The sequence below is a fragment of the Poseidonocella pacifica genome (assembly GCF_900111875.1).
Lineage (GTDB): Bacteria > Pseudomonadota > Alphaproteobacteria > Rhodobacterales > Rhodobacteraceae > Poseidonocella > Poseidonocella pacifica.
Genome location: NZ_FOJU01000002.1, coordinates 573,553 through 594,698 on the forward strand (window position 1 = coordinate 573,553; position 21,146 = coordinate 594,698).

Sequence of the window (21,146 nt, forward strand, 5' to 3'; positions counted from 1 at the left end):
CGGACCTAACTTCTCTCTTCCCCCCTTTCCACCCCTGTCTATAAGGGATGCGAGACCGCTATTCAGGACGCCATCATGCCCCTTCTCCACCTTCTCCTCGTGGCAATCATCCAAGGCGTGACCGAGTTTCTCCCAATTTCGTCGTCAGGTCACCTGATTCTACTGCCGACCCTCACGGGAATGGCCGATCAGGGGCTGGTTGTGGATGTTGCCGTGCACTTGGGAACCTTGGGGGCGGTGGTGCTCTTTTTCCGTCAGGATGTCGGGCGCGCCCTGCGGGGTTTCATTGCGCTTTTGTCCGGACGGGCACGGACCCCCGAGGCACGCCTCGCGCTCGGCCTCGTCATTGCGACGATCCCGGTGGTCCTCGCTGGGCTCGCCATCAAGGTTGCCGGGCTGGACGCGGGGCTGCGTTCGGTGACTGTGATTGCATGGACGACCCTCATCTTCGGGCTGCTGCTCTTCTGGGCTGATCAACGGGGTCCTGAAGATCGCACCGCCGAGGACTGGACCCTGCGGGATGCCGTCATCATGGGCCTGTGGCAGACGATCGCCCTCATCCCCGGAACCTCGCGTTCCGGCATCACCATCACCGGCGCACGACTGCTCGGCTATGAGCGGAGCGATGCGGCGCGGCTTGCCATGTTGATGTCGATCCCGACCATTCTCGCCTCCGGTGCCCTGCTTTCGATCGACGTCGCTCAGCAGGCCGATCTCTCGATTGTCCGGGATGCGGGGATCGCCGCGATCTTTGCCTTTGGCGCAGCGCTTGGCGCGCTTGCTCTTATGATGCGCTTGCTGCGCAGCGTGAGCTTTACCCCCTACGTGATCTATCGGGTGATCCTCGGGGTTGGGCTTCTGCTATACGCCTACACATAAAAAAAGGCCCGAGCCGAAGCCCGGGCCAGTCCAACAGGGAGGTGCAGATCAGACCGGACCTGCAACGGGATCGCCAATCGCTTAGCTTTCTCACATATGGATCGCAAAACGCGGCGGACAAGGGTTTTACATGACCTTCTAGGCGACCAGCCGATATCCGCCGGCTTCCGTCACCAGCAACCGTGCATTCGAAGGGTCGGGCTCAATCTTCTGACGCAGCCGATAAATGTGGGTTTCCAGCGTATGAGTGGTAACCCCGGCATTGTATCCCCAGACTTCGTGCAGCAGCACATCCCGCGCCACCACGCCATCGGGAGACCGGTAGAGAAACTTGAGAATGTTGGTCTCTTTCTCGGTCAGCCGGATCTTGCGGTCGTCCTCCGAAATCAGGACCTTCATGGAGGGGCGGAAGGCATACGGCCCAAGCTGGAACACGGCATCTTCGCTCTGTTCGTGCTGGCGCAGTTGGGCGCGGATCCGGGCGAGAAGAACGGGGAACTTGAATGGTTTGGTCACATAGTCATTGGCACCGGCATCCAGACCAAGAATGGTGTCCGCATCGCTGTCATGCCCGGTGAGCATCAGGATCGGTGCCTTGATCCCCTGTTTGCGCATCACGCGGCAAAGCTCCCGCCCATCGGTATCGGGCAGGCCAACGTCAAGGATGACAAGATCATAGATCTCTTCCTTGGCCTTGGTCAGAGCGCCCGCACCGTTCGCCGCCTCGAACACGTCGAAGTCTTCGGTCATGATAAGCTGTTCGCTCAGCGCCTCACGAAGGTCTTCATCATCATCGACGAGCAGAATGCGTTTGAGCTGTGCCATGTCGTGTAATCCTTTTCCTCTGTTCAACGCGATGTGATGCGCAATGGGCCGATGAACAAGATTTGTGGCGTTTGCCTCACGTGGACGTGCGAACAGGGCGGCAAATGTTTCAATTTACTGCAGGTGGCGATAGACGAGAGCGATTGCAACGAAAGGGCGCTGGCGTGACCTTGGCACCGGACATCACCGATCTTCTGGCTCGCGCGCGGGCCGATATTCGCATGGGCGTGCCTGTCGTGCTCACAGGTACGGGCGATGGTGGTGCCGTGCTGCTCGCGGCAGAGACCGCCTCGCCGGAACGCCTTGCCGATATGGCCGGGCTGTCGACCGAGACCTGCCTCGTGGTGACTGGGCGGCGGGCCGAAACCTTGCGGGCGCGTGCCTATGATGGCGATATCGCGCGCCTGCCGCTGCCTCGCGGGGTCACGCCAAGCTGGGTGCGTGCCGTGGCCGACCCCTCCGACGATCTAAAGACGCCGATGAAGGGGCCATTCAACGCCCTGCGCGGCGGCGATGCGAGCCTTCATCGACTTGCGGTCGATCTGGTCAAGGAAGCGCGTCTTTTGCCCTCTGTGATCGTGGCGCCGGTAAAGGATGCCGTGGACTTTGCGTCGAAGAATGGCCTGACCTCTTTGCCGGCGGAGGAAAGCGCCGCCACCATGGGGGCCGAGGCTCTGCTCGATCCGGTGATCCGCGCGCGCGTTCCCCTCCTTCTTGCGCCTGATGCGCGTCTGCATGTGTTTCGCCCGAAGGACGGTGCGGAAGAGCACTACGTTATCGAAGTCGGCAGTCCGCCCCGCGACCGGCCCGTGCTGGCCCGTCTTCATTCGGCCTGCTTCACCGGTGATCTGCTCGGCAGTCTGAAATGCGACTGCGGGCCGCAACTTCGCGCCGCCCTCGCGCAGATGGGAAGCGAAGGCGCAGGCGTGCTGCTTTATCTCAATCAGGAAGGGCGCGGGATCGGGCTTGCCAACAAGATGCGCGCCTATTCGTTGCAGGATCAGGGTTTTGACACCGTCGAAGCAAACCACCGCCTCGGGTTCGAGGACGACGAACGTGATTTCCGCCTCGGTGCCGCCTTGTTGCTTAGGATGGGGTTTTCCGCAGTGCGCTTGATGACGAACAATCCCGCCAAGATCGACATGATGCGCCGGATGGACATCGACGTCGTGGAACGAGTGCCGCTCAAAGTCGGCAAAACGCCCCAGAATGAGGCCTATCTCGCGACCAAGGCGGCCAAGTCGGGGCATCTGCTGTGACCCCACAGGATATGGTCCTCACCCCGCTCGGAGTGCGCTTTCACGGGCGGCTCTTTCCCTGTGCCATCGGGCGCGGCGGTATCACGAGCAACAAACGCGAAGGCGATGGCGCCACGCCGCGCGGAGTTCACCGCATCACCGGCCTGCTCTATCGCCCCGACCGGCTCGCCCGCCCCGCGCCCTGGGCCGCGCCTATCGGCCCGACGGACCTTTGGTCGGACGATGCCGGGGATGCGCAGTACAACAGCCTCGTTCAAGCGCCCTACGCCCATAGCCATGAGCGCCTGCGCCGAGCGGACCCGCTCTATGACCTCGTCCTGCTTACCGATTGGAACTGGCCTGCATCGGTGCCCGGCCGTGGCTCCGCGATTTTTCTTCATCAGTGGCGGCGCCCGCGCTTCCCCACGGAGGGCTGCATCGCCTTTCGGCGGGATCACCTGCAAGAAATCGCAGCGCTGGCGCACCCCGGAACACGACTCATCGTGGCCTGACTGTCCATTTCCGACATCTTCGGAATCAGCATGATTCGCCCAAAATCTCAGCAGTTTTTCAACCTTGCCATTGCGTGAGCCAAGAGCTTGGCCAGTTTGCGACATGCCGCTGTTTTTGCCCGCCCTTGGCACGAATTTATCTCAATTGACGCAAGGGCGAATGAGGGCACAAATGCGGCGTCGAGCGAGGAGGCTCGACCACCGAATCACCCGGGAATCAGACCAACCAGGGCCGGCCGAGCTTTGCCGCCGGCGGCCCCCTTTTGAGGATTATCTTCATGTCGGATTACGATCGAGCGCCTGTCGGGGAGGCAGGCCTTGTTCCGGCAAACCGCTGGCTACAACTTGTCGCCGGGGTCGCCTGTATGGTTGCGGCATCGAACGTCCAGTATTCTTGGACGCTCTTCGTTCCCGCAATTCAGGAAGCCCACGACTGGAGCCGCGCGGCGATCCAGACTGCCTTTACCATCTTCGTTCTCTGCCAGACCTGGAGCACGCCCCTGGTCGGTCACTTCATCGACAAACACGGCCCCCGCGCACTCGTTATGCTGGGCGGCATCCTCATCGCCATCGCCTGGATCATCAACTCCATGACCGGCACGCTTTCGGGCTTCTATCTGGGCGGTGCAATTGGCGGCTTCGGTGTGGCTTGCGTCTATTCAAGCTGCATCAACAACGCGCTGAAATGGTTCCCTGACAAGCGCGGCCTTGCGGTGGGCCTGACCGCTGGCGGTTACGGCGCGGGCACGATCTTTACGATCATCCCCATCCGCAACATGATTGAAAGCACTGGCTATTCGAGCGCGTTCTTCACCTTCGCGCTTATTCAGGGTGTCGCTGTCTTTGCGTTGGCATGGCTGCTCAAGGCACCACGGGCCGATCAGGTCGTGTTCTCCGATACCATCGCACAGACGCGTCGCAACTACACCCTGCAAGAAGCACTGCAAACGCCCGTCTTCTGGGTCATGCTCGCCATGTTCACTGCCACGGTGACGGGCGGCCTGATGGCTGTCGCGCAGCTTGGCCCCATGGCCGAGGATCTTGGGGTCAAGGATCAGGTCGTCTTCTGGGGCATGGCTGCTCTGCCGCTCGCCCTGATGCTCGACCGGGTAATGAACGGCCTGTCGCGCCCGCTGTTCGGCTACATCTCCGACCGGATTGGCCGGGAGCCGACGATGTTCATCGCCTTCTCGCTCGAAGGGATCGGTATCTTCGCCCTCGCCCATATGGGCCACAACCCCTACGCCTTCGTGCTGTTGTCGGGCCTCGTGTTCATCGCTTGGGGCGAGGTGTATTCGCTCTTTTCGGCCACGGCGTCTGACGTCTTTGGAACCAAGCATATCGGCAAGATCTACGGCGCGCTCTATACGGCAAAGGGTATCGCCGCACTGCTCGTGCCGGTGGGCAACCTGGTGATGGAGGCCACCGGCGGGTGGACCACCGTTCTGCTTGCCATGGCATGTCTCGACGCCTTCGCGGCTATCTGCGCCATTGCGGTTCTGCGGCCAATGATCAAACGGCACCACATGCGGAATGGCATGACGGAGGCCGATTTGAAACATTCAGCCGTGGCTCACTGACTTCCAACCAACGTAAAATGAAACGGCCCCCAATTCGGGGGCCGTTTTCGTCTGTACTAGCTCTTTGCGCTCGCGATCGGCGGCGCCGTTGGATCGGCGCCATAAAGCTCACCCGGAAGTTCAGGCGGCATGGCATGATCTGCCTCTTCGTCATCACGGTATTTCTGATTGTGGCGATAGACCATCAGCGGATCCCATCGCAGCGCCTTTACCAGCCCGATCAGGATGAACATGACCACCACCGCAAACGGGAACCCGGCGACCACAGCCGCGGCCTGCAAGGCGTTGAGCCCGCCGACCAGCAGCAAGACCGAGGCCACACATCCCTCTGAGATCGCCCAGAAGATGCGCTGAACCTTCGGGGGATCAGGATCCCCGCCCGCCGTGAGCATGTCGATCACAAAGGAACCGGAATCCGACGAGGTGACGAACCACAGGATGATCAGAACGACCGCGAAGCCAGACATCAGATCCGCCGCCGGAAAATAGTCCAGCAGCGCGAACATCGCGTCGCCATAGCTATTCTGGGTCGCCTCCACGAGCGATCGGTCCCCGCCAAGCGAAATGCGCAGCGCCGTGCCGCCAAAGGCGCAGAACCAGAAGAACATGATCGTGCAAGGCAGCAGCATCACCCCAAGCAGGAACTCGCGGATCGTCCGGCCCCGGCTGATCCGGGCAATGAAGACCCCCACAAACGGGGCCCATGAAACCCACCAGGCCCAATAGAAGATCGTCCAGGAATTCTGCCAGGTGCCGCCTTCCTGCCAAGCTTCGGTCCACGTTCCCCAAGACACGAGATCGCGCAAGTAGGCCCCGTAGCTTTGCACGAAGAGGTCGAAAATGAAGAGCGTCGGTCCGACAATTAGGACGAAGCACAGGAAAACGAAACTCAGTGCGATATTGATGCTGGACAGCCGTTTGATCCCGCCATCGAGCCCTGCCACGACTGAGATGGTCGCGAGGCCGGTTATGACGGCGATGATGACGATCTGCGCACCGACGGATTGCGGCACACCGAAGACCTCTCCCAGACCTGAGTTGATCTGCATCGCCCCCAGCCCGAGCGACGTGACGATGCCGAACATTGTCCCGAACACGGCAAGGATATCGACCATGTCGCCAAGGGGGCCGTATATCCGGTCACCCAAGAGGGGATACAGGGCGGAACGGATGGTCAGCGGCAACCCTTTGCGGAAGTGAAAATATGCCAGTGCCAACGCTACGATGGCATAGACGGCCCATGCGTGGAATCCCCAGTGCATGAAGGAGATCACCATCGCCTGCCGCGCGGCGGCTTCCGTCTCTGGCTCCCCGGAAGGCGGCGCGAAATAGTGATACAGCGGTTCGGCCGCCCCCCAATAAATCAAACCAATCCCGACACCGGCGGAGAATAGCATCGCCGTCCAACTGAAGAGGCCATAGGCGGGCTTTTCGTTCATTCGGCCAAGGCGAATATCGCCGAAACGCCCGAAGGCGATCCAGCCAACCGCGATCAGCAAGATATTCACTTCGAGGATGAGGGCCCATCCGAGCGTTTCGGCAAGCCAGCCCTGCATCCCGGAGAAGATCTCATTTGCCAGATCATTGAAGAGCGCACCAAAGATTATGAACCCGACGATCAGGACGGCCGACGTGATGAACACCCTCGGATTGACCTTCGGGAAAATAAACAGGCGACTCTGAGGTATCTTGTTGCTCATGCGCAATTCCCTTCTGATCCGGGCCATACGTGAGCCCACGTTGATACTTGGGGGGGAGATAGCGCGCCTGACCTGCGCAGCAAACCGACGTGGATCGGCCGCGTACCTTTCGGGACGTGACGCGCGGGTCGCTGTGCGGTGTCCTTCAGCAGGATTGGTGCAACGCGGCCGATGAGACGGGGGTCTTAGTTTAGGTCAGTCTGAACCTGAAACCCGGCCTCTTGCATCAAACGATCAGACGCACTCTCAATGTCGGATTCGAGTTTGGCCATGAATGCCGAAATCGGCATCCCGGCCGGGATACGCGGAAGAAACTCTACAACGGCAAGACCCGGGCGCCGCAAAAGACCCCTCCGGGGCCAAAACACGCCGACGTTCGTCGCGGCAGGCACGCAATCCAATCCGAACTGACCATACAGCACTCCCGCCCCGACCTTGTAGGGAAGGCGCGCACCGGGGGCGACGCGGGTGCCTTGCGCATAGATCACCAGTTGCCCGGGGTTGTTCCGCCCCTGTTTAACTTCGGCCACCATCTGCTTCATGGCCTTGCCCCGTTTGCCGCGATCCACAGCGATGCACCCGACGCGACGGGCGTATTGGCCGAAAATGGGCGTCATCAAAAGCTCTTGCTTCATGATGAAGCGCGCCCGCGGAAGTGCGGCATAGATCAATATGATATCGAGGAACGACTGATGCTTTGCCGCGATCAGCACGTCATCCGTGGGAACCTCCCCCCGAACTTCGGAACGCAGCCCCACCATCCAGCGCGCGGTCCAACGAACCCACTGGGAGTAGCTGCGGCACGCCATGCGGGCGCCACGGTTCGAGAGGAGCGCCCAAGGGGCAAATCCGATCCCGATCACCGCCATCGCCAGATACATCTGGCCGATGAACAGCGCCGATCGCACTACTTGAAACGCATGACCCATCAGGACAATCCTCTTAAGGTGCGAAAGGCCGCTCGGCGGGTCGCGGCAAATGCAACAAGCGCCGCGAGTGGCGGGATGGCAAACGGGACGAGCCAATCGAGGTTCGCAAACCCGATCCCGGTCAGGAAACTCATCGGAGCGTCCGGCAAAAGTGCACTTGCGATCAGGCCAAGCCCGGTGCCCACGGCAGCACCGGTCAGGGTGCGAAACGTAAACCGCCGGATGAAGGCACGGGCGATATAGTCGTCGCGCGCGCCGATCAACCGAAGAACGGAAATGACCTGCGCATTGGCTGCAAGGGAGACACTGGCGGCGAGCGTCACGATGGCCGCCATGGTAGCGCCAATAAGCACCATCGCCCCCCAACCCAGCCAGCGGAGCGCCCGCGCCGCTGCGAGAAAGGGCTTCCGCCAGCTTTCGTGATCGTCCAGCATTGCGCCCGGCACTTCCCCTTCGAGACGCAACCGGAGGCCTTCGGCATCGAACCCCTCGGGCGTTTTCTCAATCTCGATCAACTGCGGGATAGGGAGCGACTCAAGCTGCAGATCAGGACCGAACCACGGCTCCAGCAACGCGCGCTGTTCCTCTTCAGTCAACGCTTGGGCGGAGGCAACGCCCGGCGTTTGCTCCAGCACGCGAAGCGCGGCCTCCGTGCGTTCCTGCATCGTGTCGAGCGGCCCGTCGATACGCAATGTGGCTGACCGTGCGAGCGCGCCCCCCCAGTCATCCGCGAGCCGCCCGGCAGAAAGCGCAAGGGCGAGCGCCATTACCGCGAGAAACCCCATGGCAGCAGCGCTAAAGATGGTGAGGCGAACCGTGTAGCCTGAGGGCGGCACCACACGATCCCCGCTCGCATCACCACGCCAAAGTATGCGCAAGTCCCGAAGAAACGCCTTCAAAGGTCCGCTCCCGCAAATTGCAGACGTCGGTTTGAAATCCGCAAGACCCGCACCTGCGTCTGGGTCTTGGCCGCGCGGATCAAAGCAAGATCGTGCGAGGCAACCAGAACGGATTTCCCCATCCGGTTGAGTTCAACCAAAAGCCGCAACAGTCGCTGCGACATCTCCCAATCCACATTCCCGGTCGGCTCATCCGCAAGGATCACATCCGGCGAAAGGATCACCGCTCGGGCGAGTGCCGCCCTCTGACGTTCACCGCCGGAAAGCTCGGGAGGTGTCGCCTTGGCGCGATGGGTCAGACCGACCCACGCCAAGAGCTCATCAAGATTGGCTTTTTGCGCGCGCATATCCTGCCCCGCCACCGTGAGCGGCAAGGAGATGTTCTCCGCCACTGTGAGGTGGTCCAGAAATCGCGCATCCTGCGGGACAAGGCCAATTCGCCGCCGCGCCCCGGCGAGCGCATCGCGCGTCATGCCTGGCAGGCGCTGGCCAAAGAGTTCGACGCGCCCCGAGGTCGGGACGAGTTCGCCAAAGCACATCTTGAGCAGGGTCGTCTTTCCCGCGCCCGATGGCCCGGTGAGGAAATGAAACGATCCTGGCGCGAGTTCGAGCGTCACGCCCGCCAGCAATTCACCGCCGCCATAACTATAGGCCACGTTATCGAGTGCAATCACCAACATACCCCCGGGGTCCGGGCCGCCCGCAGGGCCCTTTGTTCCCCTTCTGCCTCAGTCTCTTGCGTGTTTCAATCCGGTCTGCGCCGCGACACTTTCCATCGGTGCGCGCTGAGGCTACAAGCGCGGCAAAGGCCAAGGGTGCGCCGGCGCACCCGTCAGGATAGAGCAGAAGGGTGTGTCATGCGGCTCACTTGCCCCAATTGCGGCGCGGAATACGAGGTCCCGGAGGAAGCGATTCCCCTGAGCGGGCGGGATGTGCAATGTTCCAACTGCTCAACGCAGTGGTTCCAACTCCCCGCTGAATTCGAGGACGAAGAAGAGTTTGACCCGGCCCCGGAGCCTCAACCGACCGCGACGGATGAGATGCCCAGCCCGCCGCGCGATCTTGATCCCGCAGTTGCCGCGATCTTGCGCGAAGAAGTTGTATTCGAGGAGCGCAGACGCGCTGAAGAAGCGCAAGCTGCGGAGTTGGCCCGCGCCAAGGCTGAGGCTGAGGCGGCTGTTGCATCTCCTGCGCCCCCTCGCGCCCAAGAGCGGAGCGAGTTGCCTGACGTCGCCGAAATTGCCTCCTCCTTCCATGAGGAGCCCGCAGCCGAACAGACGCCCAAGAGACCATCGGGTTTCCGTCGCGGCTTTCTGGTGACACTGTCGCTGGCGGCAATTGCGCTTGTAATTTATGCCTTTGCTGCCGAAATCGGAACCACCATTCCTGAACTGCAGGGCCCGCTCGAAAGCTACGTTCAAACTATCAACGAGTGGCGCAATGCACTCGATACGTTGCTGGTACGCGTCTTGCGGGGCGCCGGGCTCTAGAAACGGTCAAGCAAGCGCCGGAGATAATCTCGCTCCTGCTCGCTTCGCTCCCCATCCCCTGACCGGCGGCGGATTTCGTCAAGAAGCTCGCGCGCCCGGCGATAAACGTCTTCACCCTGAAGCAGGTTTTCCTGCGTGCCCACTTCCCCGCCTTCGCCAGTGCTGCGGCCCAGCGGGTCACGGCGGCTGCTGTCCGGTTGGCCCATCGCCTCACCCTGACCGCCGCCACCGCCTTGTTGCTGCTGTTGGGCCATGGCCTCGCCCATGTTGCGAATCCCTTCGCGCAGCGCATCCATCGCCTCGGCCTGTCGGTCGATTGCCTCGGGGATATCATCTCCGCGCAAGGCCTCCTCCGCGCCATCCATTGCTCGCCCGGCCCGGTCGAGAGCATCGCGCGCGGCCTCGCCTTCTTCGCCGCTCAGGCTTGGCAATCCATCACGCTGGCGCTGCAGTTCGTCCCGCAGAGCGCCCTGCCGGTTGGCAAGTTCGTCCGCGCCGGGGGTGCCTCCCTGGCCGTTCTCGCCGGTTCCCGGCTGGCCGGGCTGTCCCTGCCCTTGCCCCTGCCCTTGTCCCTGCCCTTGTCCCTGTTGGCCGGGCTCCCCTTGCCCCGAGCCGAATTGCTCCTGCAGTTCGCTGAAGGATTCGTCCGAGAGGCCTTGTTGCTCACGCAGGGTTTCAGCCAACCCTTCCATCGCCTGCTGCCCCGGGCTTTGCTGGCCCTGACCTTGGCCCTGCGCCATACGCATGTTTTCCATCATCTGGCGGAACTGTTCGAGCAGCGCTTCGGCCTCCTCCATCCGGCCCTCTTCCATGAGTTCCTGAATGCGATCCATCATGTCCTGCATATCTTGCTGGCTAAGCTGCATGGCGTCGGGATCCATGGGCGGTTGGCTTTCGGCGCTTTGCTGGTCCTGATTGCGCTGCATTTCTTGTGCCAGTTGCCGCATGAAATCGCGCATCGCATCGCGTAGCTCGTTCATAAGCTCAGCGATTTCCTCGTCGGAGGCGCCATTTTCCATCGCTTCCGAAAGGCGATCCTGAGCCCTGCGCAATCGCTCTCGAGCGTCGTCCAGATCGCCCTCTTCCAGAAGGATCGCGAGATTCCATAGCGCTTCGGCGAACTCGGCTTGCTCCGCATCGCTCATCGAGGCGCCCGCGCTCTCTATGCGCCGCATCAGCGTGCGCATCCGGAGGTATGCCCCCTCATTGCGGAACACCTCGTCAGGCCGATGAGAGATCGCGCGCAGAAGCAGTGCGATGTTTGGAGCATTGGACCGCGCCCAGAGCAACGCCTGTCTCTGCTCAATGACAGCGGAGGCCATGGGATCGAAAAAGCGCCGCCCGGGCAGTGTTACATGCAGCGGCGTGGTGCGGCCAACCTGTCCCAAGGCGTCTTCGGCCTCGAAAGAGATGACGACCGGCAACTGCGCGAAAGGATGCTCCGAGAGGTTCTCTACGAGTTGTTCTTCAAAAGCCGAACGGTCGCCCGCAAGTGGAAGGGGCAGGTCGAGCACAATTGCCTCGCGCGGCTCGGGTTCGGCGGCACGGCCATATCGACGATCCACCGACGGCAGGTCCAGCGCGATGGTCGCCCGCCCGGCGACCACTCCGAAGTCATCCTCTGCCCGGAAAGGTTGGCGCATTTCTCCATCGGCTTCTGCGGACAAAGCACCACCGACCTCGATGGACGGTGGCGCGTCTGCCTCCATTGACAGATCCCAAGCGCGACCACCCTCTCCCTCGATGGCAAGTCGGCCGGATTGGGTAATGTCAAAGCTATAGCCATTTGGTGCAGGCGCTTCGGGATCGTGTGCCGGTTGTGCCGAAACACTCTGCTCGATCCGAAGGCTTCCTATCTCGCCGTAGAGTCTGACCGTAATGCGACTGCCTTGAGGAACGGAGAGTTCTCCCGCGCGCTGGTCCGCCAGATAAAGCGTGGGTCGCCCGGTATAAGCGGGTGGCTCGATCCACCCCTCCCAACTTGGCCCCGAGGCGAGCGCAGTGCCCCCCGGCGCGAGGTCCGTGACCGTGCCAATCCGCAAGACTGAGCCAAACAACAGCGCCACAAAGAGCGCAAGCACCGCCACATAGCGCAGGGCATAGGGATCGCGCGGGGCAAGAACCAGATCGGGCTCCACCGCACGGGCCTCCGCGGCACGCGCAGCCATGCGTCTTTGGTGTGCTGCCCAAATCGCGCGGGACGCGGGATCGTCACGGCCAATCGCCGTATCGTCGGTCATGGCGGTGATCGGGCGACCGGGCATGGATCGGTCCAGACGGTCACGCGCCGCAGCGGCGGAGGGCCACCGAAACCGCCTGAACCCATACAGGAGGGAAAGCCCAACGCCGACGACCAGAATTGCCCCCAGTGCCCAGACGAGTTCCACGGCGATGAGATCGTGGAGGCCGAGCGCAAGGGCGGCAATCCCGACAAACAGGACCGACCAGAAGGGCCAGAAAGCGCGCACAGCCGATTCCGCCAGCAGACCGAGCCGGGTCAGAAACAGGGGGCGACGCAGGGCGGCAAGGGTCGTGGTTTGGCGATCGCGCATCAACTCATCCCGATAGGGCCGTGACGCGGGGTCGCGCTACAACCACTCAGGGAGCGTATCGCGTTTTATGATTTCGTCAAACGTCGGACGGGCCCGGATAACCGCGAATTGATCACCGTGCACCATCACTTCGGGCACAAGTGCCCGCGTATTATACTCGCTGGCCATCACCGCGCCATAAGCACCCGCGCTGCGAAAGGCCACCAGATCCCCCGGAAAGACCGGGGGCATGGGGCGCTGTTTGGCGAAAGTATCGCCAGATTCGCAAACCGGCCCGACGATATCGACGTCAGACATCTCCGCACCCGCCTCCGGTTCGACCACCGGGACGATATCGTGATACGCGTCGTACATCGCAGGACGCAGGAGATCATTCATCGCAGCATCAAGGATCAGGAATTCGCGGCCCTCACCGGACTTGTTGTAAATGACCCGCGAGACGAGAAGCCCCGCATTCCCTGCAATGAGACGTCCCGGCTCAATCTCAATCTCGCATCCCAGATGCCCCACGGTGCGCTTGATCAATGCACCATAGTCCACCGGCAGCGGGGGCGCCTCATTCGAACGCGTGTAGGGAATGCCGAGGCCGCCCCCCAGATCCAGTCGCGATATCTCATGCCCATCGGCCCGGAGTTGTTCGGTGAGATCGGCGACTTTGTTGTAAGCAAGCTCAAACGGCATCAGATCCGTGAGCTGCGAGCCGATATGCACGTCGATCCCGACCACCTTGAGCCCCGGCAGGCTGGCAGCATGGGCATACACCTCCCGCGCGCGCGCGATCGGAATGCCGAATTTGTTCTCCGACTTGCCAGTGGCGATCTTGGCATGTGTCTTGGCATCCACGTCCGGGTTTATGCGGATCGTGATCGGGGCCACCACACCCAGAGACGACGCGACTTGGGAAATCACCGCCATCTCGGGTTCGGATTCTACGTTGAACTGGCGAATTCCTTCGCTGAGCGCGGTATGAATTTCCTCTTTCGTCTTGCCGACGCCGGAGAAAACAATGCGATCTCCCGGTACACCGGCGGCGCGCGCACGTGCATATTCCCCGCCCGAAACGACATCCATGCCGGCCCCGAGATCGGCAAGCGTCTTGAGGATCGCTTGGTTGGAGGCCGCCTTCATCGCGTAGCACACGAGATGTGGCATCCCGTCGAGCGCGTCATCGAAAAGCTGGAAATGGCGGGTCAGCGTCGCCGTCGAGTAGACATAAAAAGGTGTTCCCACTGTGGCCGCAATTTCAGCCAGCGGAACGTCTTCGGCATGCAGCGCGCCGCTCTTATAGAGAAAATGGTCCATCGCTTGCTTCCGTTGCCCCAGTGTCGGGTTTCCATAGCAAAGGGGCCAGCCGCGTCAATCAATCGATCCGTTTGTGAGGCGGCGCTTGGAAAAGCTCTCGGTTCAGCGCGGAGTTGGAAAACTCCGACGCTCAAGCGCACAAAAGGCGGCCGATGCGGCCGACCTTCCTCTTCAAGTATTGGTTTTCAGCGCTGTTTCTTGCGAAAGATCCCAAGCCCTGCGAGCCCTACGAGAGCCAGCGGAAGACTTGCAGGAAGAGGCACATCGGGCAGCGGCGTGGTTACGAACCGGCCCTGGAAGTAAATGCCAGTCGGAATAAATGCGTCGGTGTAGCTGATGGTCACACTATCATCGGTGAACGAGACTGATGCATCGCTATAGTTTTGCACGATCACGAAATCCGTCAACGGGAGCCCACCTACGAAGTCCAAATCAGCCAATGTCCAGACCACGGTATCCCCGAGGCAGTTAATTCCACAAAGGCTTCTCTCCGAGCGGATCGTGAAGAGATCGCCATCCGGTCCCGCGTTGAGATCATAGAACTGGCTAGAGATGTTGCCGTCTTCGCCGGCCCCTGCAGTCGGCGTATAGTCGCCCCAGCTAAACGAGGCGAACAGGCCAAGGTTCACAGAGTCGCCATCAAGTGTCGCCGCAGCAACAGGCAGTGCCAAAGCTTGCGCCGCGACCAAGGCCGCCAATAATTTCCTCATCTTCCAACACCTTTTTAGTAAAAACTCTTAAAAACGCTTTGGGTGATAGGTATGCCACCTGTCTTTGTCTACGCTGTTAACCTTTGGGACGTCTTCTAACCTTTGGGACGTCTTCGGTTGAGAATGACCAGCTGCAGAGTAGTTCGCTGTTCCTTCGCTCCCGGCTTTTTGCCCCTACAAAGGCCGAGCCCGCAAAAATAAATAGAGGGGCAGGCCGCAACTGACCCCGACAAGAAAAGTCGCAGGTATGGCAAGCAAAGCCATAAAATTTCGGCGAACGGCCACCTCTGAGATAATCCAGAGTGTAAGCGCGATGGCCGCGATCATCAGATCCCACGCAAGTCCCCTGCTTGCGGCATTGGCGGTCCAGCCCTCCAAGAGGGAGCCGAGCGACCACGGATTGCCGGCGAACCATTGGGCTGCCCAGTATAGCGGGTGCACCGCTCCCCAAATGGCAAGCAGGAGCCAGAGCAACCGCAAGGGGCTCATCGGCTTCCGAACTCCACCCCGATGGACGTGCGGGTGAAGCCGCCATTCTTGGAGTTGACCCCGATGGTCGTATCCCCAGTCACGCGAGGAGGGGTTGGTTCCCCATCTGCACCGCAGGCCGCCAGCGCGAGGATGAAGAGCAAAGATATGGATCTCATGCGAGGGCGTCCTTCCAGCGGGCGACTTGCGCACGGACCTGCTCCGGCGCGGTGCCACCATAAGATGTACGGCTGGCAACGGAGTTGTGAACCCCCAAGACATCAAAGACGGCGCTTGTGATACCGTCATGGACGGATCGCAGGTCATCAATGCTCAATTCCGGCAGGTCACATCCCTTCTGTTCCGCCATCGCCACCAGCGCCCCCGTAACGTGATGCGCCTCTCGGAAGGGAAGGCCAAGCTCCCGCACAAGCCAGTCTGCAAGATCGGTCGCGGTCGAGAAGCCCGCCCCCGCTGCGGCCTGAAGCGCATCCCGGTTGGCCGTCAGATCGGCGATCATTCCGGTCATCGCCGCAAGGGCGAGCATCCAGTTGTCGGCGGCGTCAAAGACTTGTTCCTTGTCCTCCTGCATGTCCTTCGAATAGGCCAGCGGAAGCCCCTTCATCACCATCATCAATGCGGTTTGCGCACCAAAAATCCGCCCGACCTTGGCGCGGATGAGTTCCGCCGCGTCGGGGTTTTTCTTCTGGGGCATAATCGACGAGCCGGTCGAAAAACGATCCGACATTGTAACAAACCGGAATTGTGCCGAGGACCAGATCACCAGCTCTTCGGACAGACGCGACAGATGCATCGCACAGATCGAGGCCACGCCCAGAAACTCCAACGCGAAATCCCGGTCCGAAACGGCATCGAGCGAATTGGCGGTGGGGCGATCAAAACCGAGCGCCTTTGCCGTCATGTCCCGATCGATCGGAAAGGACGTTCCGGCAAGCGCGGCAGAGCCTAGCGGGCATTCGTTCATCCGCGCGCGGGCATCCCTCACGCGGGATCGGTCCCGGGCGAACATCTCGACATAGGCCATCATGTGATGGCCCCAAGTGACCGGTTGCGCCGTCTGAAGGTGCGTGAAGCCCGGCATGACCCAACCGGCCCCCTGCTCGGCCTGCACCAACAGCGCTTGCATCAACGCGGTAAGTCCCTGCTCTGCGGCGTCGAATTGATCGCGCACCCAAAGGCGGAAGTCGGTCGCAACCTGATCGTTGCGCGACCGCGCGGTATGAAGCCGCCCCGCGGCCTCCCCGACCACCTCTTTCAGCCGTGCCTCGACGTTCATGTGAATGTCCTCCAGCGCGGCGGAGAATTCGAACGTGCCGCCCTCGATCTCTGACAACACCGTGAGGAGGCCTTCACGGATGGCCTCTGCGTCTTTATCAGTGATGATGCCTGTCGCAGCCAACATGGATGCATGGGCACGCGAACCTGCGATGTCCTGTGCGGCCAACCGCTTGTCGTATCCGATCGAAGCGTTGATCGCCTCCATGATCGCATCCGGCCCGGCGGAGAAACGTCCGCCCCACATCTGGTTCGCCTTGTCGTTGGTCATGTTCAGCCCTCGGAGGGAAAATGGGAAAGCTCTTTGCCGCAGCGGTGTATACGGCCCTTCTCGTCGGTGCAAATGCCACTCATGCAGACATCGCCAGTCTGCGCGAGGGAGACATGAAAAAGCTCGTGGTTCACACGGAGCCCCGCGGTGCTGCGACGGAAGTCACGTTTGAGACGGCCTCAGGCGGCACGGCCACGCTCAGTGATTACGCGGGCAAGTATGTCCTGTTGAATTTCTGGGCCACGTGGTGCGCCCCCTGCCGCGAAGAGATGCCGATGCTTTCTGAATTGCAGTCCAGCTTCGGCGGGGAGGACTTTGAGGTGGTCACCGTCGCGACAGGGCGAAACATGCCCGCCGCCATCGACCGGTTCTTTGCGGAGATCGACGTGGACAATCTGCCGCGTCACCGCGACCCGAAACAGGCTCTCGCGCGGCGGATGGCCGTTCTCGGGCTGCCGATCACTGTGCTTCTCAATCCCGAGGGGCTTGAAATAGCCCGGTTGCAGGGGGATGCGGATTGGTCGAGCGAGAGCGCCAAGGCGATCATCGCCGCGCTGCTGGCACAGCCTGAAGGCTAGTCGGTCGTATTTGAAAGACTTCCCCAGCAGGGATTCACACCGCGTTAGCCTGAAATCTCTAGGCAAATTGCTCAGGTGAAGTTCGGGGAATTTTCATGGCAGATGATTTCGGTACGAACCGTGGCAACGGCGGTGTGTCCTCACCGCTCGACCTTGCGGTGGAGCAGCGGGATCGAAATACGCTCAGGATGGTGCAAGAAGCGGTCGCCGCTGGCGATCTCACGCTTGCCTATCAACCGGTCGTACAGGCGCGCCAGACGGATCAGGTCGCCTTTTACGAAGGACTGATGCGCATCATCGATGAAACAGGCCGGATCATTCCCGCAGCCGATTTCATGTACGCGGTCGAGGACACCGACACTGGCCGTGAGATCGACCGCGCGGCCCTCGCCATGGGGATGCGAACGCTGATGATGCATTCGAACATCCGGATTTCCGTCAATATGTCGGCGCGTTCCATCGGGTATGAGCCTTGGATGCACACGCTCAACCAGTTTCTCACCGAAGAACCCGGAATAGGGGAGCGTCTGATCCTTGAGATCACCGAAAGCTCGGCCATGCTCATGCCTGACCTCGTGGTCGACTTCATGGATCGCCTGCAGGCACATGGCGTCGCCTTCGCGCTGGACGATTTCGGCTCCGGCTACACCGCGTTCCGTTACTTCAAGGATTTCTTCTTTGATGCGGTCAAGATCGACGGGCAATTCATCTCCGGCATTCATCGCAGCGAGGACAATCAGGTTCTCACGCAGGCTCTCGTGATGATCGCCCGTCATTTCGATATGTTCTCCGTCGCGGAAAACGTGGAAAGTGAGGCAGATGCCCGGTATCTCGCCTCCATTGGAGTGAACTGTTTGCAGGGGTATCTGTTTGGCGCTCCCACAACCGAAGCACTCTTTGACGGGGCTCCACAGCGCAACCGTCAGGCGTAAGGTTCGAAGGTTTTGCGCGCGCCCCATTGTTGACCATGGGTTAATCCATTATTCAGATATCGAGATGCCGGGGGACATCGATCCCCGGCGGGCTCGTGATGGAAAAAGGATCGAACCTCATGACCAACGTTGTAATCGCTTCAGCCGCTCGTACCGCAGTCGGCAGTTTCACCGGATCATTCGCGACGACCCCTGCCCATGATCTCGGCGCGAAGGTTCTGGAGGAAGTCGTCGCAAGAGCGGGCATCGAAAAGGGCGAGGTTTCCGAGACGATCCTCGGTCAGGTATTGACCGCTGCCCAAGGCCAGAACCCCGCCCGCCAAGCCCATATCAACGCAGGATTGCCCCAAGAATCAGCGGCTTGGAGCATCAATCAGGTTTGTGGCTCCGGTCTGCGCGCGGTCGCTCTGGGCGCGCAACACATCCAGCTTGGCGATGCAGATATCATTTGCGCAGGCGGACAGGAGAACATGTCGCTCTCCCCCCATGCCGCCCACCTTCGGGCCGGTCACAAGATGGGCGACGTAAAGTACATCGACACGATGATCCGTGACGGTTTGTGGGATGCATTCAACGGCTATCACATGGGTCAGACGGCCGAGAATGTCGCCGAGAAATGGCAGATCAGCCGCGACGTGCAGGATGAATTCGCCGCCGCTTCACAGAACAAGGCCGAAGCTGCGCAGAAAGCAGGCAAGTTCAAGGACGAGATCGTCCCCTTCACGGTCAAGACCCGGAAGGGCGACATCATCGTGGAAGAGGATGAGTATATCCGCCACGGTGCGTCCGTCGAAGGCATGCAGAAACTGCGCCCCGCCTTCACCAAGGATGGCACGGTCACCGCGGGCAACGCCTCCGGCCTGAACGATGGTGCGGCTGCGGTTCTTCTCATGACAGCGGATGCCGCGGAGAAGCGTGGAATCACGCCGCTCGCGCGTATCGTATCCTACGCCACCGCCGGCCTTGACCCTTCGATCATGGGCGCCGGTCCGATCTATGCCTCGCGCAAGGCGCTCGACAAAGCTGGCTGGAGCGTCGGGGATCTGGACCTCGTTGAGGCGAACGAAGCCTTTGCCGCACAGGCCTGCGCGGTGAACAAGGACATGGGTTGGGACCCGTCCATCGTGAACGTCAACGGCGGCGCGATCGCCATCGGGCATCCGATCGGCGCCTCCGGCTGCCGGGTTCTCAACACGCTGCTGTTCGAAATGCAGCGCCGTGGTGCCAAGAAGGGCCTCGCAACGCTGTGCATTGGTGGCGGTATGGGCGTCGCCATGTGCGTCGAACGGCCATAAAGTCTGGTACGGGCCGGCTCCGTCCGGCCCATCACCATGCCAAGTTTGCCCCCCAACCCCGAACAGATCGTCTTCTCCGGAGGCGGGTTACGCTGTTTCTGGCAAGGCGGGTTCATGAGTGTTTACTGCGAGGCCTGTTCGCCCACGCCGCGTAGGGTAACCGGGGTTTCAGGGGGAGCCTTGGCCGGCGCGGCCTTCCTCGGCGGGGTTGAGCGGCGCTTGCTGGATGTGATGTGCGACGCGTTTGCAGGGCAGGACAGCAATTTCGACCCGTTCCAGAAGGACGGACGCGGTCTTACGCCCCACCAAACCGTTTATTGCGAAGTGGTGGAGCAGGTCCTGGATGCCTCCGTGGCATCGCGCATCGAAAGCGGTCCCTCCTTTCAGATCCTTATCGCTCATCCCCCGGAGCGCCCCGCCCCCACGCTGACCGGCATGGCGATGACCGCCGCCTATGAGGCTGAATTACACATCAAAAACGCGCCGCATTTTGGGTGGGCCCAGAAAATTGGCCTCACGTCACAACTTGTCGACGCAAGGCAAGCCGCGCGTGAGGGAAAGCTTTGCGATCTGGTCTGTGCGGCCGCAGTGATCCCGCCGGTGTTCGAGCCCCCGCTTTGGGAAGGGCGCCCGGTGGTTGATGGCGGAATGGCCGATCAGGCCCCGATGCCCGACCCGGACGAGGGCGAGACGCTGGTTCTGCTGACACGGGACTATGATTCCCTGCCGGAATTTCCGGGCAGGTATTACGTCTCCCCCGAGGTAGAGACGCCCGCAGACAAGATCGATTTTACGGATCCCGACAAGCTTCGGGCGACGTGGGAGCACGGAGAGGAGGATGCGCGGCGCCTTCTCACCGACAGGCACAGGAAGGCCGCGCAATAAACTTGCCCAACATCGCAATTATATTTATTGATGTTGCGAGGGTGTTCAAGAAGAGGATGATGCGATGTCTCGAATAGCGCTTGTTACCGGGGGAAGCCGCGGGATTGGGGAGGCGATTTCCAAAGCTCTCAAGGCCGAAGGGTATACCGTCGCGGCGACCTACGCGGGCAATGACGAAAAGGCCGCGGCATTTACCGAGGCGACCGGGATCAAGACCTACAAGTGGAACGTCGCCGATTACGCGGCGAGCAAGGAAGGGATCGCCAAGGTTGAGGAGGATCTTGGCCCAATCGATGTTGTGGTGGCCAACGCCGGGATCACGCGGGATGCTCCATTCCACAAAATGACCCCCGAGCAGTGGAACGACGTGATAGACACCAACCTGACGGGCGTGTTCAACACGGTTCATCCGATCTGGCCGGGCATGCGCGAACGCGGCTTTGGCCGTATCATCGTGATCAGCTCGATCAACGGGCAAAAGGGCCAGTTTGCGCAGGTCAACTATGCCGCGACCAAGGCGGGGGATCTTGGGATTGTGAAGAGCCTCGCTCAGGAAGGCGCCGCGAAGGGGATCACCGCCAACGCAATCTGTCCGGGATATATCGCAACAGAGATGGTGATGGCCGTCCCGGAAAAGGTGCGCGAGAAGATCATCGGAATGATTCCGGCGGGCCGCCTCGGTGAGCCCGAAGAGATCGCTCGCTGCGTCACGTTCCTTGCATCGGACGATGCCAGCTTCATCAATGGTTCGACCATTTCCGCAAACGGCGCGCAGTTCTTCGCCTGAAACGAGGGGCCCGCTCTA

Annotated in this window: 21 protein-coding genes; 10 read left to right on the plus strand and 11 right to left on the minus strand. The window is 61.1% G+C overall.

All coding sequences use genetic code 11. The annotated features are described in order from the left end of the window. Positions 1-75: 75 nt before the first annotated feature. Entirely contained in the window at positions 76-879 is an 804-nt protein-coding gene (locus tag BM234_RS07915; protein ID WP_092062817.1) for an undecaprenyl-diphosphate phosphatase, read from the plus strand. A 138-nt stretch (positions 880-1,017) separates the two neighbouring features. Here the strand turns inward: BM234_RS07915 and BM234_RS07920 are convergent, their stop codons facing one another. Continuing rightward, the gene (locus BM234_RS07920; protein ID WP_092062819.1) at positions 1,018-1,704 is read right to left on the minus strand and encodes a response regulator transcription factor; all 687 of its coding nucleotides are present in this window, start codon (positions 1,702-1,704) and stop codon (positions 1,018-1,020) included. A gap of 164 nt (positions 1,705-1,868) precedes the next feature. On the opposite strand from BM234_RS07920, the gene ribA reads away from it, so the two are divergent. The 3 genes from ribA to oxlT all read left to right on the plus strand — a co-directional run bounded on the left by ribA (position 1,869) and on the right by oxlT (position 5,034). Further along, the gene (gene ribA, locus BM234_RS07925) at positions 1,869-2,963 is read left to right on the plus strand and encodes a GTP cyclohydrolase II (RefSeq protein WP_092062821.1); all 1,095 of its coding nucleotides are present in this window, start codon (positions 1,869-1,871) and stop codon (positions 2,961-2,963) included. Then, on the plus strand, positions 2,960-3,454 hold the full coding sequence (locus tag BM234_RS07930) for a L,D-transpeptidase family protein (protein ID WP_092062823.1): 495 nt from the start codon (positions 2,960-2,962) through the stop codon (positions 3,452-3,454). Before ribA ends, BM234_RS07930 begins: the two co-directional genes overlap by 4 nt. A 278-nt stretch (positions 3,455-3,732) precedes the next feature. After that, complete coding sequence (gene oxlT, locus BM234_RS07935) at positions 3,733-5,034, plus strand: oxalate/formate MFS antiporter (RefSeq protein ID WP_092062826.1); 1,302 nt, start codon at positions 3,733-3,735, stop codon at positions 5,032-5,034. A gap of 56 nt (positions 5,035-5,090) precedes the next feature. On the opposite strand, the gene BM234_RS07940 is transcribed toward oxlT, so the two are convergent. The 4 genes from BM234_RS07940 to BM234_RS07955 all read right to left on the minus strand — a co-directional run bounded on the left by BM234_RS07940 (position 5,091) and on the right by BM234_RS07955 (position 9,236). After that, positions 5,091-6,734 carry a BCCT family transporter gene (locus BM234_RS07940; protein ID WP_092062834.1) on the minus strand — a complete coding sequence of 548 codons (1,644 nt, stop codon included), beginning with the start codon at positions 6,732-6,734 and terminating at the stop codon, positions 5,091-5,093. 185 nt (positions 6,735-6,919) lie between these two features. Next, positions 6,920-7,663, minus strand: coding sequence for a lysophospholipid acyltransferase family protein (locus BM234_RS07945; RefSeq protein WP_092062837.1), 744 nt, complete (start codon positions 7,661-7,663; stop codon positions 6,920-6,922). After that, positions 7,663-8,562, minus strand: a complete 900-nt coding sequence (locus BM234_RS07950) for a cell division protein FtsX (protein ID WP_175501220.1) — start codon at positions 8,560-8,562, stop codon at positions 7,663-7,665. The genes BM234_RS07945 and BM234_RS07950 overlap by 1 nt, the downstream gene beginning before the upstream one ends. Then, positions 8,559-9,236, minus strand: a complete 678-nt coding sequence (locus BM234_RS07955; RefSeq protein WP_092062839.1) for a cell division ATP-binding protein FtsE — start codon at positions 9,234-9,236, stop codon at positions 8,559-8,561. The genes BM234_RS07950 and BM234_RS07955 overlap by 4 nt, the downstream gene beginning before the upstream one ends. Before the next feature lie 183 nt (positions 9,237-9,419). On the opposite strand from BM234_RS07955, the gene BM234_RS07960 reads away from it, so the two are divergent. Continuing rightward, positions 9,420-10,052, plus strand: coding sequence for a zinc-ribbon domain-containing protein (locus BM234_RS07960; protein WP_175501221.1), 633 nt, complete (start codon positions 9,420-9,422; stop codon positions 10,050-10,052). Here the strand turns inward: BM234_RS07960 and BM234_RS07965 are convergent. The 6 genes from BM234_RS07965 to argH form a co-directional block, all read right to left on the minus strand. Then, positions 10,049-12,604 carry a TIGR02302 family protein gene (locus BM234_RS07965; protein WP_092062845.1) on the minus strand — a complete coding sequence of 852 codons (2,556 nt, stop codon included), beginning with the start codon at positions 12,602-12,604 and terminating at the stop codon, positions 10,049-10,051. The genes BM234_RS07960 and BM234_RS07965 overlap by 4 nt on opposite strands. A gap of 36 nt (positions 12,605-12,640) precedes the next feature. Continuing rightward, positions 12,641-13,906 (minus strand): diaminopimelate decarboxylase, encoded by a 1,266-nt coding sequence (gene lysA, locus BM234_RS07970; protein ID WP_092062848.1) that lies wholly within the window; start codon positions 13,904-13,906, stop codon positions 12,641-12,643. Positions 13,907-14,091: 185 nt separating this feature from the next. Beyond that, positions 14,092-14,616 carry a VPLPA-CTERM sorting domain-containing protein gene (locus tag BM234_RS07975; RefSeq protein ID WP_139226784.1) on the minus strand — a complete coding sequence of 175 codons (525 nt, stop codon included), beginning with the start codon at positions 14,614-14,616 and terminating at the stop codon, positions 14,092-14,094. Positions 14,617-14,790: 174 nt separating this feature from the next. Further along, entirely contained in the window at positions 14,791-15,105 is a 315-nt protein-coding gene (locus tag BM234_RS07980; protein ID WP_092062855.1) for a DUF2834 domain-containing protein, read from the minus strand. Continuing rightward, entirely contained in the window at positions 15,102-15,263 is a 162-nt protein-coding gene (locus BM234_RS17450) for a hypothetical protein (RefSeq protein ID WP_175501222.1), read from the minus strand. Before BM234_RS17450 ends, BM234_RS07980 begins: the two co-directional genes overlap by 4 nt. Beyond that, positions 15,260-16,651: an argininosuccinate lyase gene (argH, locus tag BM234_RS07985; protein ID WP_092062858.1), complete on the minus strand. Its 1,392-nt coding sequence runs from the start codon at positions 16,649-16,651 to the stop codon at positions 15,260-15,262. Before argH ends, BM234_RS17450 begins: the two co-directional genes overlap by 4 nt. A 20-nt stretch (positions 16,652-16,671) precedes the next feature. Here argH and BM234_RS07990 point away from each other — a divergent pair, with 20 nt between their 5' ends. The 5 genes from BM234_RS07990 to phbB all read left to right on the plus strand — a co-directional run bounded on the left by BM234_RS07990 (position 16,672) and on the right by phbB (position 21,128). Further along, the gene (locus BM234_RS07990) at positions 16,672-17,229 is read left to right on the plus strand and encodes a TlpA disulfide reductase family protein (RefSeq protein ID WP_092062861.1); all 558 of its coding nucleotides are present in this window, start codon (positions 16,672-16,674) and stop codon (positions 17,227-17,229) included. Between the two features lie 95 nt (positions 17,230-17,324). After that, entirely contained in the window at positions 17,325-18,161 is an 837-nt protein-coding gene (locus tag BM234_RS07995; protein ID WP_092062864.1) for an EAL domain-containing protein, read from the plus strand. Positions 18,162-18,280: 119 nt separating this feature from the next. Continuing rightward, positions 18,281-19,456 (plus strand): acetyl-CoA C-acetyltransferase, encoded by a 1,176-nt coding sequence (locus BM234_RS08000; protein ID WP_092062866.1) that lies wholly within the window; start codon positions 18,281-18,283, stop codon positions 19,454-19,456. Positions 19,457-19,492: 36 nt separating this feature from the next. Then, positions 19,493-20,341 (plus strand): patatin-like phospholipase family protein, encoded by an 849-nt coding sequence (locus BM234_RS08005; protein WP_092062869.1) that lies wholly within the window; start codon positions 19,493-19,495, stop codon positions 20,339-20,341. Between the two features lie 64 nt (positions 20,342-20,405). Then, positions 20,406-21,128 carry an acetoacetyl-CoA reductase gene (gene phbB / locus BM234_RS08010; protein WP_092062872.1) on the plus strand — a complete coding sequence of 241 codons (723 nt, stop codon included), beginning with the start codon at positions 20,406-20,408 and terminating at the stop codon, positions 21,126-21,128. Positions 21,129-21,146 lie beyond the last annotated feature (18 nt).